13 protein-coding genes and 2 pseudogenes are annotated in these 16,724 nt (G+C 51.4%); 6 read left to right on the top strand and 9 right to left on the bottom strand.

What is annotated here, in order from left to right:
* Window positions 1–391: 391 nt before the first annotated feature.
* Window positions 392–718 carry a four-helix bundle copper-binding protein gene (locus tag CKK19_RS24735; protein ID WP_022649401.1) on the bottom strand — a complete coding sequence of 109 codons (327 nt, stop codon included), beginning with the start codon at window positions 716–718 and terminating at the stop codon, window positions 392–394.
* 431 nt (window positions 719–1,149) lie between these two features.
* Between CKK19_RS24735 and CKK19_RS24730 the strand changes: the two genes are divergently transcribed.
* Window positions 1,150–2,283: a glutathione-independent formaldehyde dehydrogenase gene (locus CKK19_RS24730; RefSeq protein WP_022651297.1), complete on the top strand. Its 1,134-nt coding sequence runs from the start codon at window positions 1,150–1,152 to the stop codon at window positions 2,281–2,283.
* Window positions 2,284–2,852: 569 nt separating this feature from the next.
* Window positions 2,853–3,152: pseudogene (locus CKK19_RS24725) on the top strand (IS66 family transposase); the annotation flags it as partial.
* A gap of 71 nt (window positions 3,153–3,223) precedes the next feature.
* Here the strand turns inward: CKK19_RS24725 and CKK19_RS24720 are convergent.
* Window positions 3,224–5,875 carry an excinuclease ABC subunit UvrA gene (locus CKK19_RS24720; RefSeq protein ID WP_012561117.1) on the bottom strand — a complete coding sequence of 884 codons (2,652 nt, stop codon included), beginning with the start codon at window positions 5,873–5,875 and terminating at the stop codon, window positions 3,224–3,226.
* 616 nt (window positions 5,876–6,491) lie between these two features.
* On the opposite strand from CKK19_RS24720, the pseudogene CKK19_RS24715 reads away from it, so the two are divergent.
* A pseudogene (locus CKK19_RS24715) lies at window positions 6,492–7,625 on the top strand (IS3 family transposase).
* A gap of 199 nt (window positions 7,626–7,824) precedes the next feature.
* Here CKK19_RS24715 and fghA read toward each other — a convergent pair.
* The 5 genes from fghA to CKK19_RS24690 all read right to left on the bottom strand — a co-directional run bounded on the left by fghA (window position 7,825) and on the right by CKK19_RS24690 (window position 11,398).
* Window positions 7,825–8,661, bottom strand: a complete 837-nt coding sequence (gene fghA / locus CKK19_RS24710; protein WP_012561110.1) for an S-formylglutathione hydrolase — start codon at window positions 8,659–8,661, stop codon at window positions 7,825–7,827.
* A 64-nt stretch (window positions 8,662–8,725) separates the two neighbouring features.
* Window positions 8,726–9,124: a VOC family protein gene (locus CKK19_RS24705; protein ID WP_012561111.1), complete on the bottom strand. Its 399-nt coding sequence runs from the start codon at window positions 9,122–9,124 to the stop codon at window positions 8,726–8,728.
* 43 nt (window positions 9,125–9,167) lie between these two features.
* A complete protein-coding gene (gene frmA / locus CKK19_RS24700) occupies window positions 9,168–10,277 on the bottom strand; it encodes an S-(hydroxymethyl)glutathione dehydrogenase (RefSeq protein WP_017384070.1) in 1,110 nt (369 codons plus the stop codon).
* Window positions 10,278–10,311: 34 nt separating this feature from the next.
* Window positions 10,312–10,587 (bottom strand): formaldehyde-responsive transcriptional repressor FrmR, encoded by a 276-nt coding sequence (frmR, locus tag CKK19_RS24695; protein ID WP_017384071.1) that lies wholly within the window; start codon window positions 10,585–10,587, stop codon window positions 10,312–10,314.
* Between the two features lie 113 nt (window positions 10,588–10,700).
* Window positions 10,701–11,398 (bottom strand): IS1 family transposase gene (locus CKK19_RS24690; RefSeq protein WP_223195083.1). Its coding sequence is split into 2 segments (ribosomal slippage): window positions 10,701–11,149 and window positions 11,149–11,398, totalling 699 coding nucleotides; the frame shifts between segments, so codons are not numbered across the junction.
* Window positions 11,399–11,798: 400 nt separating this feature from the next.
* On the opposite strand from CKK19_RS24690, the gene CKK19_RS24685 reads away from it, so the two are divergent.
* Window positions 11,799–12,782: an MDR family oxidoreductase gene (locus tag CKK19_RS24685; RefSeq protein WP_023280857.1), complete on the top strand. Its 984-nt coding sequence runs from the start codon at window positions 11,799–11,801 to the stop codon at window positions 12,780–12,782.
* Between the two features lie 62 nt (window positions 12,783–12,844).
* Here the strand turns inward: CKK19_RS24685 and CKK19_RS24680 are convergent, their stop codons facing one another.
* Window positions 12,845–13,501 (bottom strand): TetR/AcrR family transcriptional regulator, encoded by a 657-nt coding sequence (locus CKK19_RS24680; protein WP_023280966.1) that lies wholly within the window; start codon window positions 13,499–13,501, stop codon window positions 12,845–12,847.
* 423 nt (window positions 13,502–13,924) lie between these two features.
* On the bottom strand, window positions 13,925–14,221 hold the full coding sequence (locus CKK19_RS24675) for a helix-turn-helix transcriptional regulator (RefSeq protein WP_017384073.1): 297 nt from the start codon (window positions 14,219–14,221) through the stop codon (window positions 13,925–13,927).
* Between the two features lie 858 nt (window positions 14,222–15,079).
* On the opposite strand from CKK19_RS24675, the gene CKK19_RS24670 reads away from it, so the two are divergent.
* On the top strand, window positions 15,080–15,568 hold the full coding sequence (locus CKK19_RS24670) for a P-loop NTPase fold protein (RefSeq protein WP_023280967.1): 489 nt from the start codon (window positions 15,080–15,082) through the stop codon (window positions 15,566–15,568).
* A 44-nt stretch (window positions 15,569–15,612) separates the two neighbouring features.
* A protein-coding gene (locus CKK19_RS24665) for an IS3 family transposase (RefSeq protein WP_154957020.1) occupies window positions 15,613–16,724 on the top strand; the annotation gives its coding sequence in 2 pieces (ribosomal slippage) (window positions 15,613–15,871 and window positions 15,871–16,724; 1,113 coding nt in all).

Below are 16,724 nucleotides of genomic sequence, written 5' to 3'. Positions count from 1 at the left end.
ATTTTAAACTTGCTTTGACAGCCGCAGGCGCCCTCAGCACGTTTCTGCGGCCTCCCGCCTGTTTCCGGCACCTTTCAAACGCCCCTGATGATTTCTGCGCGTCTGCATGGCTATGCAGTGAGATCTGCTCTCCACCGATTAGTGCATGCAGATTTTGGAAACGTCCAATTCTGGCACGAAGCGGTCACCCCGGCGGGGTGCAGTCCGCTGTCAGCGAAAACGGACATTGAGCCAATCAAATAATCTGTGCCAGAATTTGTCATTGAGGCTAGTACTTTCGAGTAGATCTATTTCCCGCCCGTACTCTTAAACTCATCTATCTCATCCTTCTACGACTTATTACCGGGAATATAAAACCCCGCCGAAGCGGGTTTGGTAATTTGAGTTTTTCTCAGGCGGCCATCTTTCTGCATTGTTCGGCGCAGTGATGACAAGCGCTTGAGCAATCCTGACAATGGTCATGTTCATGCTTTCCACACTCGTCACCGCACTTCTGACAAACATCAGCGCAAAGACGGCAAAGATCCTGGGCAGACCCGCTATTTAGTGTCATGAATTGAGCTGCAAGACGGCAGATATTTGCACACTGCATATCCAGTTTTATGCACTCGCGCATCATCTCCAGATTCTCTTCGTCGAGACACGAAGCCGCACAGTTATCACATGCCGTTGCACATAGATAACAGGCTTCGATGCATTTTTTGTATTCGTCTAACATAATTTCTCCTTAGCTAAGGTTACGTATTAAGCATGGAAGAGATAACTGATTATTCAAATTTTGAATTAGTTAATTACCTTTTCAGCATTTCATATCATTGATTCAAAGTGCATCTCTAGGGTTACCTAATTCACCTATGTCTACTTCTGGCACAATGCAGAAATGAGATAGATTTACTTTATCCGCTTCTCGCTCAAAGCTGTCCGTAATCCCTTGCCTGCTTAAAAAAACCGGATTAACGTGTGATGTTTTTACGTTTTCCAGGCAGCCTTCATCGGTAAGTACCTGTCTTACAGACTTCAATGCACTTAGTTAAGAAACATCCTAATCGTCCTTTCGCCGATCGCGAGATCTGTTATGGCAGCTAAACTCGATTGATACCCCAATCCGCGGGGCAGCATTTCCTTTCCGCACGCAAGAAGGAGAAGATCATGAAAGCAGTAATTTACAACGGTCCTTATGATGTAAAAGTAAAAGACGTACCGGATGCGAAAATTGTCCGCCCCACGGATGTACTCGTCCGCATCACCACCACCAACATTTGTGGGTCGGACTTGCACATGTATGAGGGCCGGACCAGCTTTGAACAGGGACGGATTCTGGGTCACGAAAACCTGGGTGAAGTGGTCGAAATTGGCTCAGGCGTTGAACGTATTAAGGTGGGCGACTATGTTTGTCTGCCGTTTAACGTGGGATGTGGTTTTTGCGAAAACTGTGAAAAAGGTCTGACCGGCTTTTGTCTCACTACCAATCCGGGTACGGCAGGCGCAGCTTATGGTTTTGCTGAAATGGGTCCCTGGGAGGGAGGTCAGGCGGAACTTCTTCGGGTGCCATTTGCCGACTTTAACTGCCTTGTTCTTCCCCCTGATGCGGCAGAAAAAGAAGATGATTATGTGATGCTCTCTGACATTTTTCCTACCGGCTGGCATGCAACAGAACTTGCCGGATTGAAGCCTGGTGAAAGCGTGGCCATTTATGGCGCGGGGCCGGTCGGTTTGATGGCAGCTCATTCGGCGATCATTAAAGGTGCTTCACAGGTGTTTGTGGTTGATACGCACACAGACCGGTTGGCTCTGGCTGAAAAAATGGGGGCGACGGGCATCAATGCTACTGGCGATGAAGCTGTACAAAAAATTCTCGACCTGACGGATGGACGCGGTACGGATTGTGGCTGCGAATGTGTTGGCTATCAGTGCTGTAACAAACATGGCCATGAAGATAACTCTGTTACCATGAACAGTCTTGTTGCGTCGACGAAAGCAACCGGGGGAATTGGTGTGGTTGGCGTCTTTATTCCTCAGGATCCGGGGGCTGAATCGGAGCTTGCCAGAGAGGGTAAGATGCCATTTGATTTTGGGAGTTTCTGGTTTAAAGGACAGGCAATCCGTACCGGCCAGGCGAACGTTAAGGCCTATAACCGTCAGCTGTCTCGCCTCATCCATCACGATAAAGCCAGTCCGGGCAAAATAATTTCTCATCGTCTTTCGCTTGAAGAGGCTCCTGCCGGATATAAGCACTTCGATGAGCGGGATGAAGGATGGACGAAGGTTATCCTTAAGCCTTAAATAGAGTTATCCGGTATGAGAAAGCAAAAACCGGGAAAGAATGTATGACTTTTGACAGGGTGCAATAAAATATCCTGTCAGGGCGTTATTATTCATACTTTCAGCTGCCAGGCGCTTCCATATCCAGACTTGTTCCCTGATTTTGCCGACGAGATAGCAAAATTAATACATTCAGGAGGAGGCATCTGCGGTTGATCTGTTCCGTATTTATTAACGCCCTGTGCTGTAAGTATTGTCTGCCTCTACCACATAGCAGACATGTGCGCAGGAACGGTCCGCTATGAGCGAAAAGCGGACTTCCGGTCCTTGCGCAAACTCCCGTTCCGAGAAGTTGCAGTTCACAAATCACCTGTTAAAGAAGGTATGGTAGCCCACAGCATTAATTTTGCTTCCATCTTCAGTCAGACTGGCCGGTACCGGCTTCCGATAAGTTTCGTCGGCTGAGGCCCGCTAAAGTAGAGAGGTCAAAAAATAACCTTGACGTACAATAATTTTCGATATCCAAACTGACCCCTAATTAGGTGGACACCTGATGACTGACTTAAAATTTCTATCACGCCAGCGTTACACATCCGCAGTCGCATCTTGCGGGGTTCAGCGGGGTGTTGCAGGCGGACGTGCACGTGCGGACGCCCTCTGACACCACGACCGAAGCGCTGTGCCGTATCGGCGAGCTGTATGGCATCGAGGCGGGCATCCGGGGCAAAAGCGCGGCGGAACGGCTGGCCATTCGGCAGGAAAAAGCGGTACCGCTGCTGACCGCGCTGGAGGGCTGGCTGCGTGAAAAGCAGAAAACGCTGTCACGGCACTCGGAGCTGTCGAAGGCGTTCGCGTACGCGCTGAACCAGTGGGATGCGCTGAAATTATACCTGCGGGAGATTACTGATACAGAACACGCCGGGAATGTGCCGCCATTGACGCAATGACGACACAGCCCTTTTTAACCGTTCCGTGAGAGTTCCCTGGCAATATACTGTGCGGTACGGCTTTCTTTGACCTGCGATACCTGTTCGGGAGTTCCTGCGGCAACCAGGCGTCCTCCCTCATGTCCCGCTCCAGGACCGATGTCGATAACCTGGTCTGCCTGAGTAACCGCCCGCATATCGTGTTCAATCATTATCACCGTATTTTCTGCATCAACAAGCCGCTGCAGCTGCACAAGGAGGCGGTCGGCGTCTGAAGCATGCAGGCCGGTTGTCGGTTCATCTAGGATATACAACGTGTGGCCACGTTGGCTACGTTGTAGTTCGGTTGCCAGCTTGATCCTTTGCGCCTCCCCTCCGGATAACTCGGTTGCTGGTTGTCCCAGACGCAGGTAGCCCAGACCAATTTCACTCAGCAGACGGAGGGGACGAGCCACTGGTTCTTCAGTCGCAAAGAACTGACTGGCTTCATCCACCGTCATATGCAGGACCTCCGCGATATTTTTGTCCTGCCAGCAGATCCTGAGAGTATCCCGGTTATACCGCGCGCCATGGCAGGTCGGGCACGGTGCATACACGCTCGGCATAAACAACAGCTCCACGCTGACGAATCCTTCACCTTCACAGGTTGCACAGCGGCCTTTTGCCACATTGAAAGAGAATTGACCCGCATCGTAATGATGGAGTTTGGCGTCAGTCGTTCCGGCAAAGAGCTTACGAACAGGATCAAACAACCCGGTATATGTCGCCAGGTTTGAACGGGGGGTCCTGCCTATCGGTTTCTGGTCAACCTGAACCAGACGCTTTACCAGTCCGGTATCACCGGTCAGGGTACCGTACGTTTTCTCCGTTACGGATGGCCCCTCAGCGTCGCTGGCTTCGGAAAGCACGTCTTCTGGCTCACCGCCAAGTGAAGAAAGCACCAGTTCCGGTAAGGCCTGGGCAATCAGACTGGATTTACCGGAGCCAGAGACTCCCGTCACGGCTGTCAGCACACCCAGAGGAATATCAACATCGATCCACTTAAGATTGTGGCGATGGATCCCCTGCAGTTTCAGCCACCCGGATGGGATACGGGCAAAAGATTGTGGTGGCCGGACTTCATCAAATAAATAACGCGCGGTACGAGATTGGGTGACGGCTTTCAGATCTTCAGGAATACCACTGTAGAGAACATGTCCTCCCTGTTCACCAGCCGACGGTCCCACATCAACAAGCCATTGCGCCCGTCGCATCAGGTTAAGATCATGTTCAACGACAAACACCGAGTTGCCGGCATCACGAAGGTTCTCAAGCGCATCGTAAAGCGCTTTACTGTCTGAGGGGTGCAGACCCGCAGACGGTTCATCAAGAACATAGACCACACCAAACAGCATCGAACTGAGTTGCGTGGCAAGACGCAGTCGCTGAAGCTCTCCTGCAGATAGAGTTGGGGTTGCTCTGTCCAGCGTAAGATAACCCAGCCCCAGCTTCTGCAACTGATACAACCGGGCCATGACACCACCGGTCAGCCGTTGTGCCGCCAGTCGTTTCTCTTCCGATAACGCCGATGTCCGGCAGACATCGGCGTTATCGGAATGGACCGCTTTTCCGGATGCAGCACGCTCTGTCAGATCCCGACGGGTGATATCCCTGTCGGCATCTGCGCCGGCGTGGTGGGCACTGAAATCCCCCCGGGAGATTGGAAGGAGCAATTCCGCCAGCTGGTCTAAGGGCATCTGCATAAATTCACCAATGTCCACACCGGCAAAGGTGACGGACAATGATTCTGACTTCAGTCTTTTCCCGTGACAGACCGGACACAGCTTGCCTTCCATAAAACGGGAGACTCGTTTTCTCATCAACGCGCTTTGCGTGCTGGCGAAGGTATGTAGCACATAACGACGTGCCCCGGTGAAGGTCCCCATATAACCCGGCGTCATTTTTTTCCTGACGGCTTCGCGCGTATCTTCCGGACTCAGTCCCGGGAAAACCGGTACAGTGGGGGTGTCTTCGGTAAAAAGGATCCACTGACGGTCTTCCGCTGGCAGATTTTTCCAGGGAGTGTCGATGTCATACCCCAGCGTCACCAGAATATCCCGCAGATTCTGTCCGTGCCAGGCCGGGGGCCAGGAAGCAATAGCCTTTTCACGGATACTAAGTGAGGGATCGGGCACCATCAGTGTTTCAGTTACCTCATAGATATGGCCCAGACCATGGCAAGAAGGGCATGCCCCCTGCGGCGTGTTGGGAGAAAAATCCTCGGCATACAGCATCGGTTGTCCGGCAGGATAAGCGCCCGCCCGTGAGTACATCATTCGCACCAGACTGGATAAGGTGGTCACGCTGCCGACAGAGGAGCGCGCGTTACTGGCACCGCGTTGTTGCTGAAGCGCAACGGCTGGCGGCAGTCCGTCAATGGCATCCACATCCGGAACCCCGACCTGATCAATGAGGCGACGAGCGTAGGGGGCAACCGATTCAAAGTAGCGCCGTTGCGCCTCAGCATAAATGGTGCCAAAGGCCAGTGAAGACTTACCCGAGCCTGACACACCCGAAAAAACAACCAATGCGTTGCGCGGAATGGAAACATCCACCTCTTTAAGGTTGTTCTCGCGAGCACCGCGAATCACAACTGAATTGTTGTCGTCAGTCAGGATGGGATGATAACCGAAAAGTTTCTTTGCCATAGAATTTCCTGTGCTAGGTGTGTCCGCTCTTAATAAGGCCACCTCTTGTGACGGTATCTGGTGTGCCGGACCGCTCGATCAGAAAGCCCGTCGAAAAAAGCGTTTGTGTGACTGGAAACAGATTGCTGAAGCTGGGCCCGGTGGTACCATGTGGGACACCGCTGAAGTTTCAGCGGTACCCTGCGGATCCGCCTTCTGTATGAGAACTGGCTGGCGGCGTACCCGGGACCGGAGATTTGGCTCCCGTGATAATGCGGGCTCCCCGGTACGCGACGCTGTGGTTCCAGACCCAGCTGATGGCGACACTCAGGCGGTTTCGGGTACCAATTAAAAAATACAGATGAATAATGCACGTGATTTCATATGTCATTTCCTTTCATTACAGTTTTAGACCCCATCAGACATCTGCCTGGCAGAGTTAACGGAGATAGGAGCGGACTATCGAAATGGTGTCGTCGATTGACCTCTTCTGCGACTCATTTCGTTTGCCCGTATCGGGGAATTCCTCCCGAAGATAGCTTTCCAGAACAACCGCCATCAGGTCGTTAACGGCTCCCTGGACTGACCCCGCCCCGGTAGACGATCCTGCCCTATAGTTTGAGTATAGGAGGAGCGTATGGGCACACCACGATTTACACCTGAATTTAAGGAAGAAGCCGTCCGTCAGATAACGGAACGCGGTTATTCCGTCGCCTAAGTATCTGAGCGTCTGGGCGTCTCTGCACACCGCCTCTACAAGTGGCTACGGGCTATCAAACCTGATAACAGCGAGCAGCATGCCCGGGATTTACTGGAAGCTAAAAGCGAGATCCTGAAACTCCGGGCGCAGCTAAAACGCACCGAAGAAGAACGGGATATCCTGAAAAAGGCCGCGCGGTACTTTGCAAAGGAGCCCGACTGAAGTACCGCTTTATCAATGAGCACCGAACTGTATGGGGTGTGATGACGATGTGTCGGGTACTGAATGTCGCCCGGGCCGGGTTCTATGCGTGGCTGCATAACCCTGTCTCGGCGCGTGATAAAGATAACCAGCGCCTGCTGATGCTTATCCGCGACTCATATTCCCTGAGCGGAGGCGTATACGGTTACCGGCGGGTTCATGGCGATCTGAACGAAATCGGGGAAACCTGTGGTAGAAACCGGGTGGGTCGGATCATGCAACTGGACCGGATTAAAGCTGTGCGCGGCTATAAAGCGCCACGTCGTATCGCTGGCAGGCCTTCAGTCGTTGCTCCTAATCTCGTGCAGCGGCAGTTCACCGTTGTCCGGGCCACCCAGGTCTGGGTCACCGATATTACTTATATCCGCACCTGGCAGGGCTGGCTGTATCTGGCGGTGGTTATCGATCTCTTCGCCCGTAATGTGGTCGGCTGGTCGATGAAACCCACTCTCTCACGCGAACTGGCGCTCGACGCGCTGATGATGGCGGTCTGGCGCCGAAAACCAGACAGCGAGGTTATCGTACATAGCGATCAGGGCAGCCAGTACGGCAGTGACGACTGGCAGCGCTTCTACCGGGCCAATAACCTGGCGCCGAGCATGAGCCGGCGTGGCAACTGCTGGGATAATGCGGTGGCCGAATCGTTCTTCAGTTCGCTGAAAAAAGAACGGATCAGAAAACGCATATATAAAACCAGGGATCTGGCCCGGGCGGATCTTCGATTACATTGAAGTCTTCTATAACCGGTCCCGGCGCCACAGCCACCTCGGCGACGTCAGTCCGGAGGCCTTCGAACAGGCCTCGTCGTGAGGACAGGATTTGTCTACAGGCGTGGGGTCAGTCCAAACTATAGGGCAGGATCGTCTACCGGGGCGGGGTCAGTCCATCAACGGCTCGGAAGTGTCTAGATTATCCGTGGCGATTCAGTTACAGTACATCTCAGGTCTGCAGGGTTCAGGCCCTGTTCAGGCCTGAAAATTAAGCACATTTTCTGAGGCTGGAAATCAACTCATGCTGACAGCCTGAGCCTGTTGGCATGGTAAGCAATGTGCTCACCAATAAAGCTGGAAATGAAATAATAGCTGTGGTCGTATCCAGTATGATATCGGAACGACGCATTGAGGTTCATCTCATTGCATACTCTCTCAAGGATTTTGGTGCGCAGTTGCTCTTCATAAAAGGCGTCACTCAGCCCCTGATCAATGAAGATTTCTGGTAATTTTTCACCCTGTAAAATGAGGCTGACTGGATCGTAGGCTTCCCACGTTTTTCTGTTTTCACCCAGGTAAGCGCTAAATGCCTGTTGCCCCCATGGCACCTGAGAAGGCGATACTATCGGGGAAAATGCTGATACGCTCACATATTCACCAGGATTTCGCAGAGCCAGCACCAGAGCACCCAGCCCTCCCATAGAATGACCGGATATAGATTTTCTTGCCGTTGCAGGAAAATGATTCATGACGACATCCGGAAGCTCTCTGAGAATATAGTCATACATCCTGTAATGAACATTCCACGGCTGTTCCGTCGCGTTCAGATAAAAACCGGCCCCCTGGCCAAGATCGTAACTGTCGGCATCCGGGACATTATTACCCCGGGGACTGGTATCCGGGACAACAACGATGACGTTATGCCGGGCTGCATAATGCTGCATACCTGATTTGGTGATGAAATTCTGCTCAGTACAGGTCAGGCCCGACAACCAGTATAGTACCGGCAGTTTTTCTGTTACTGCTTTGGGAGGAAGATACACACCGAAATTCATTTCACAATTAAGGGATTGTGAATAATGCCGGTACACGTTTTGCCAGCCGCCAGAGCTGGCATGCTGCTCAATGAGTTCCATCAGCCGTTATCTCATGGTTATTTCCCCTGACCGAAGCCAGGGGAAGTATCTTTAAATCCGGACGTCAGATAAACGTATACGCCGTGATTTTGTTACCCGCCGGATCCCGCAGGTAGGCAGCATAGGCCCCGGGAAGGTGACCACGCGGGCCAGGTTGACCTTCATCAGCTCCACCGGCGGCAAGGCCGGCAGCATGGAAAGCATCAACCTCTTCCGGGGTGGCAGCAGCGAAGCCGACAGTCACCCCGTTAGCGGAAGGTGCTTCACCGTTGCCCGGACGGGCAATGATAAATGCCGGCTTTTCGCGGCCATAGAGTACCCAGCCGTTGCCAAACGGGCCGAGGTTATTGATACCAAGCGTGCCCAGGACGACATCGTAAAATGCGGAGGATTTCTCGACATCGGCTGCGCCAATGAACACATGAGAAAAGATGCCGTCACCAGAAATTACCGGAGTTGTCATTTTCCACTTCCTTCAGTTTGAGTTGATTAAAATTCTGATGGGATCAGTAATGAATCACTGTCCGGATAGATTTGCCTTCATGCATAAGCTCGAAGGCGTCATTGATTTCATCCAGTGTCATCGTATGGGTTACAAATGGCTCAAGGTCAATATCCCCCTTCATGGCATCCTCGACCATACCGGGGAGCTGAGTGCGGCCTTTTACTCCGCCAAACGCGGAACCTTTCCATACGCGCCCGGTGACCAGCTGGAAAGGACGGGTGGAAATCTCCTGTCCGGCCCCTGCGACACCAATGACAACGGACTGCCCCCACCCACGGTGAGCACTTTCCAGCGCTGCACGCATGACGTTAACGTTACCGATACATTCAAAGGTATGGTCAATACCCCACTTGTTGATATCCAGCAGAACATCTTTAATCGGTTTGTCATAATCATTCGGGTTAATGCAGTCAGTGGCCCCGAACTGACGGGCCAGGTCAAATTTTGTCGGATTAGTATCGATAGCGATAATACGTCCCGCTTTTGCCTGACGGGCCCCCTGTACCGCAGCCAGACCAATTGCCCCCAGACCAAAAATGGCAACTGAATCGCCCGGCTGCACTTTAGCCGTGTTATGGACGGCGCCAATACCGGTAGTCACGCCACAACCCAACAGGCAGACGTGTTCATGGTTCGCCTCCGGGTTAATTTTTGCCAGAGAAACCTCGGCCACAACGGTGTATTCACTGAATGTGGAACATCCCATGTAGTGGTAAAGAGGCTGACCGTTGTATGAAAAGCGAGTGGTCCCGTCAGGCATCAGTCCTTTGCCCTGAGTCTCGCGAACCGATACACAGAGGTTCGTTTTACCGGACTGGCAGAATTCACACTCCCCGCATTCAGCGGTGTAGAGCGGAATAACATGGTCACCCGGCTTCACACTGGTGACGCCTTCACCAACTTCAACGACGATACCGGCTCCCTCGTGGCCGAGAACCACCGGGAAAACGCCCTCAGGGTCATTCCCTGAGAGGGTAAAGGCATCGGTATGGCAGACACCTGTGTGGGTGTTTTTAATCAGCACCTCGCCTTTTTTAGGCGGAGCAACATCAATTTCAACAATCTCCAGGGGCTTCCCTGGTGCAAATGCAACAGCGGCACGTGATTTCATACGTAATATATCCTCAATGTAATAATGGCCTCACCTATTTAAGATAGGCACGAACCAGCTCAATCGTATCGTCAACTGATTTACTGACTTCATGACTGTAGCTGTCATTCTGGTCAAAGGTTTCCCGTATGTGGCTCTCCAGCACCTCTGCCATCAGTCCGTTAGCGGCGCCCCGGACGGCGGCGATTTGCTGGAGAACGGAACGGCATTCAGCGCCACTTTCAAGTGCTCTTTCCAGAGCATCAATCTGACCCCGGATACGGCGAACCCGGGTTAGGACCTTTTTTTTCTCTTCAGGAGTACTGGGCATTGCTTACCTCACTGCTCTGTATTTCTTATACTATAGGGGAGTATTACATTAAGATCAACACATACCCCACTATAGTATAATAAATATATCAGAGCACCGGTAATGACTCCAACTTACTGATAGTGTTTTATGTTCAGATAATGCCCGATGACTTTGTCATGCAGCTCCACCGATTTTGAGAACGACAGTGACTTCCTGCCCAGCCTTGCCAGATGCTGCCTCAGATTCAGGTTATGCCGCTCAATGCGCTGCGTATATCGCTTGCTGATAACGTGCAGTTCTCCCTTCAGGCGTGATTCATAAAGCGGCCAGCCATCCGTCATCCATACCACGACCTCAAAGGCCGACAGCAGGCCCAGAAGACGCTCCAGCGTGACCAACGTGCGTTCACCGAATACGTGCGCCACAACCGTCCTCCGTATCCTGTCATACGCGTAAAACAACCAGCGCTGGCGTGATTTAGCGCCGACGTAACCCCACTGTTCGTCCATTTCCGCGCAAACAATGACGTCACTGCCCGGTTGTATGCGTGAGTTTACCGACTGCGGCCTGAGTTTTTTAAGTGTCGTAAAATCGTGTTGAGGCCAACGCCCATAATGCGTGCACTGGCGCGACATCCGACGCCATTCATGGCCATATCAATAATTTTCTGGTGTGTACCGGGCTGAGAGACGGTGTAAGTGAACTGTAGCTGCCATGTTTTACGGCAGTGAGAGCAGAGATAGCGCTGATGTCCGGCAGTACTTTTACCGTTACGCACCACGCCTTCAGTAGCTGAACAGGAGGGACAGCTGATAGAAACAGAAGCCACTGGAGCACCTCAAAAACACCATCATACACTAAATCAGTAAGTTGGCACCATTACCCGAATTACCAGCGTCTGCTCTTGGCACGGAGCGGACCTATTTACTGAGCCGAAGGTCCGCTCAGACTAACTCATTAAAGCCTGGTTGTTTTATCGCATCATCAGCCGTGTTCTGAAGCATTAGCTATGTATCTTCAGGGATGCTGATTTTCCCTCTGCACCAGATAAACCAGAATACAGTTTGATGTCGGTCAAAAAAGACAGCTTTAAGTGCATGAAATGAATAATGTTTCTTGAATGCTGGCAAAGCACTGGGATAGTAGTGTTGATTATTAGACGATCGGTCAATATTATTTATTGACGACTTAATGACTGAACGGTAAACGCCCGGACAAACGAGGTGAACGTGTTTAAATCTTTATTAATCAACAAAACAGATGGACGCTATAGTGCGCAACTTGCTGAAATCGCTGAAAGTGAACTACCGCAGGGGGATGTGGAGGTCAATGTTGACTATTCATCCATCAACTACAAAGACGCACTGGCCATTACGGGCCGGGGCCCAATCGTCCGACGCTTTCCCATGGTGCCCGGCATTGATTTTACCGGTACAGTGTCCGCCAGTTCACATCCCGAATATCAGGCCGGAGATAAGGTTCTCCTGACCGGCTGGGGTGTTGGGGAAAAACACTGGGGCGGACTATCCGAAAAAGCACGGGTAAATGGAGACTGGCTGACGCCGCTCCCGGCTGGCGCTAACGGCAAACACGTAATGGCAATCGGAACAGCTGGGTTTACCGCGATGCTGTGCGTAGACGCACTTCTGAATCATGGTATTAAGCCTGAAGATGGTCCGGTACTTGTTACCGGTGCCAGCGGCGGCGTCGGGAGCATTGCGGCCATGATCCTTGCATCAATGGGGTACCGCGTTACGGCGTCTACTGGACGCCCGGAAGAGGCTGCCTGGCTCTATAAAACGGTCGGTGTGGACGAGATTATTAACCGTTCCGAGCTCTCCTGTCCCGGAAAACCGTTACAGAAAGAACGCTGGGCTGCCGCCATTGATACAGTCGGTAGCCATACGCTCTGCAATGTATGCGCCGGGGTGCGTTATGGCAGTATTGTTGCAGCCTGCGGCATGGCACAGGGGATGGAACTAATGGGGAATGTGGCTCCGTTTATCCTGCGTGGCGTCACGCTGAAAGGGATTGACAGTGTCATGTTCGCGAAGGAAAAAAGAGCGGCGATCTGGCAGCAGGCGGTACAGTATTTACCGGAGTCCAGACTGGATAGCCTGACCACCGTTTATCCGCTGAGTGATGCCATCAATGTGGCCGAAAAACTTCTGAGTGGCGGAATTCGTGGCCGGGCAGTAATTCAGTGTAGCTAATGAAGTGGAAGCCAGGCTCAGCCTGGGTTTGATAATTATTATCAGGGGCTGCGGCCCCTTTTTTACTTTTCAACAGCCGTGTCCTTAGAGGGCTGATAGCGTACTGACTTTTTGAAATAGCTCCAGAAGTCGTACACAGGCTGGGTTGAGCAATAAAGTTTGGCACGCATTACGGCACCCTCCCAACTGCTCCAGAAAATGGCCGCCAGTTGCGTATTATTCATATCGGAACGGATTTCGCCCGAAGATAACGCGTCGGACAGACAGCACGCCACAAGCGCCTGCCAGCGCTCAAGTATTTCGTGGAGCTGTTTGATAAAGGACAGTGGAAGACCCGGACTCTCCTGCATCATATTGCCAACCAGACAGCCCCGGGTGAAATTGTACTTTTTAATGCCGTCGCAGGCATCGTCGATGAAATTTTCCAGACGCATCATTGGTGTGAAGGATGATTCATACAGATGTTTTTGGAGTTTATGCACAAAGAAACTGTCATAGGCGCTCAGAACAGTCTGGGCATACTCTTCTTTGCTCTTGAAATAGTAATAAAATGAGCCTTTAGGAACACTGGCATTTTTGACAATGGCATCGACTCCCGTTGAAAGAAAACCATTCTGCGTGAGCAGTTCAAGCCCGCTTCGGATCAGGTCATTACGGGTATCTGTATAGGTACTCTCTGTTTTTCGTGGCCTGCCTCGCCCACGAATTTCGCCAGTCATGACTTTGCTCCTGCATTTTATTAACGGAAAAGAATAAGTGATTTTGCGCGGAGGCTTCAATCAGTTTATCCCCGGCGGTGACGAGGTGGCCACCTATGCCGACTGGACAGGGGACTGACTATTGCCATAACGCCATCGCAGGTTGCTTCAGTAAACCTGCTAATCCCGTACAATGGCGAATTCGCTATATCCGCTTCTCGCACTTAGCTGCCATAAATCGGCCAGGCAATCACAGGTCATTTCTGTCTCGCAAAGAAGGTGCCGTTTCTGCTTTGCGTTGACACCCCTAAATATTAGAATTAAAAGGAGAGAGTTACTGGAAAAAGGCAGCGGAGGCAGTGACAATCGTGGCTTGAAGCCACTACTCGATGGATGCGGACATGTAGTTGGCGTCATTCGACAAAACTAGCAAACTTCTAATAGTCACCATTTCTCCCGTCTGGCGGGAGTGCTGTCAAATGCCCCCCTCATCTCTGTGTGGGAAATGAAGGGTGAAGGGGAAATAGATGACAGCGTTATTTCTACGCCCAGAATACTGAATACCTTGTACAGACGATCAATACTGGCGCTAGCAGGGTTTGCTTCCAGGCGGGCATAGGTTTGCTGCGTTACGCCAAGCCTCTCAGACACATCTTTTTGCGTGAAGCCCTTGATTTTGCGAAACCCGATTAGCACAGGTCTGAGCTGGTTCAGCGTTTTTATCGGGAACTGATTATTCATAAGTGACCTGCCTCGCAGACTGAGTAGGGAGTACCGCCCTGTAATACAGCAGGTAAGGTGTATTTTGTGTTATACAGACTATAGGCTGTAAAACCTTTATTGAAAAGATGCTGATGTTCCAGGGGCATGCCGAGCATGGACGATTTTCTGCGGGGCGGTATTTCGCTACGGGGGAGATTGCGTTCGGGCAATGTACCGGTGTAAAAAACGTCAATTTTTCAAAACCGCTGTTATCGGGATAAGCTGAAAACTCCGAAGGCAGACACAGCCACGAATAATGTCAGACTTAAACTCTGTAGCTGTCTTCTTTTGCCTGTAAATAACGTCTAGTTTGACTCTGATGAAGGCTGTACCAGGCAGAGAACATGTCACTCTCGGGGCCGGATGATAAAATGTGTTCAACTGGCTGGGCAGGGTAATAGCGAAGAACGTTCTCTGAAATTCGATTCAGCTCAGCGTAACGTGCGCTGTAGGTATGTATAATCCATTGCATCAATTTTGCATCCGTATTATTCGCAGATTACACACAAGAAGCTTAACAATGGCTGAAAGAGTGAGCAGGGATATGTAACAAAAACAAGGGCTTCAAGATGAACTGGATAAAACCGGAGCAGAGCAAGCCCTGTTCCGGTTTGTCAGGCTTTGGAATTTCTTCCAGGCCCCTGCAGCTAGTCACAACAAACACATTAATGTTTTCATTGCTTCAATTCAATATTATTGTGTGAAAGGGATTCCATCGAAATCGGCTTATGCATGCTTAAAACTAAACTGCCCCGGCTGCAGTCATTTGGTTGCTGTGGGCTCTGTACTGTGTCTAATAGTGAAAGAATCTTACGTTATAACGAAGGAAATTGCTGAATGACTCTACGATTGCAGACGGAATCACCCGCTGACCAGGATATGTTTAGAGGCAGCAGTCATGAAAAAGTTGCAGAGAATGTGGCTCAGATCATCAGGACACCTGATGTCAATATTATTGGTCTGGAAGGTGAGCTGGGTTCAGGTAAGTCAACAATATTGAAGTTCCTGCAGAAAAAGCTTAAAGATGATTTTACGTTCATTAACTTTGATGCAGAACGTTACCATCATGGCTCAACTAAAAAAGCGCTTATCGATGTCATCCACCACGGGGTCAGCCTACAATGTCCGGGCTCCCGGGATGTGTTGGATAAGTATAAAAATCTGGCTCTGGGTAACATCGTTGAATACGACAAGAGGGTCAGCAGCAGGCTAAGCTGGTTGACCGTCGTTTTTATTTTACTGTCATTGCTTTCCGTGCAGATGCTTCGTTATGTGCTAACAGACCTTAATCAATATTTTACTAACAATGATCTTACCCACGAATAGTGGACACACGACTAAGTGAGTAAACTCTTAACCAGAGGTGACTCATGACAAAACCAGCATCAACCAGTAAGAAGCCCCGCAAACAGTACACGCCTGAATTCCGCAACGAAGCCCTGAAGCTTGCGGAACGTATCGGTGTTGCTGCCGCTGCCCGGGAACTCAGCCTGTACGAATCCCAGCTCTACGCATGGCGCAGTAAGATTAACAATGCCCGCAGCTCTTCCGAACGTGAGCAGGAAATGTCCGTTGAAATTGCCCGTCTTAAGCGCCAACTGGCGGAACAGGCAGAGGAGCTGGCCATTCTCCAAAAGGCCGCGACATACTTCGCGAAGCGCCTGAAATGAAGTATGTCTTTATTGAAAAACATCGGGCTGAGTTCAGCGTCAAAGCCATATGCCGGGTACTGCGGGTCGCCCGTAGCGGCTGGTATGCGTGGCGTCTGCGTCGTCAGCAGATAACACCACGTCAGCAGTTCCGGCTCGTCTGTGATACTGCTGTCCGTCAGGCATTCACTGAGGCAAAACAGCGTTATGGTGCGCCTCGTCTCGCTGACGAACTGCCTGAGTACAACGTCAAAACCATTGCCGCCAGCCTGCGGCGTCAGGGGCTTCGCGCAAAAGCGGCCCGGAAGTTCAGCCCGGTCCGATACCGCGAACATGGCCTGCCGGTGTCTGAAAATCTGCTGAAACAGGATTTTTACGCGAGTGGCCCGAATCAGAAGTGGGCGGGTGACATCACGTACTTGCGCACGGACGAAGGCTGGTTGTACCTGGCGGTGGTCATTGACCTGTGGTCCCGTGCTGTCATCGGCTGGTCGATGTCGTCGCGGATGACAGCGCAGCTGGCCTGCGATGCGCTACAGATGGCACTCTGGCGACGTAAGCGCCCGGAAAATGTCATCGTGCATACGGACAGAGGCGGGCAGTACTGTTCGGCAGACTATCTGGCGTTACTGAAGCGGCATAATCTGCACGGTAGCATGAGTGCCAAAGGATGTTGTTACGACAATGCCTGCGCGGAAAGCTTCTTCCACTCGCTGAAGGTGGAATGTATCCACGGGGAACGCCTTATCAGCCGGGAAATCATGCGGATGACGGTGTTTAATTATATCGAGTGTGATTACAATCGGTGGCGCCGACTGAATCGCCACGGATAA

Source organism: Enterobacter sp. CCUG 70166, from assembly GCF_020224095.1.
GTDB classification, from domain to species: domain Bacteria; phylum Pseudomonadota; class Gammaproteobacteria; order Enterobacterales; family Enterobacteriaceae; genus Enterobacter; species Enterobacter intestinihominis.
The sequence above is the reverse complement of the archived record's forward strand: the minus strand, read 5'-3'. Positions and strand labels throughout refer to the sequence as shown.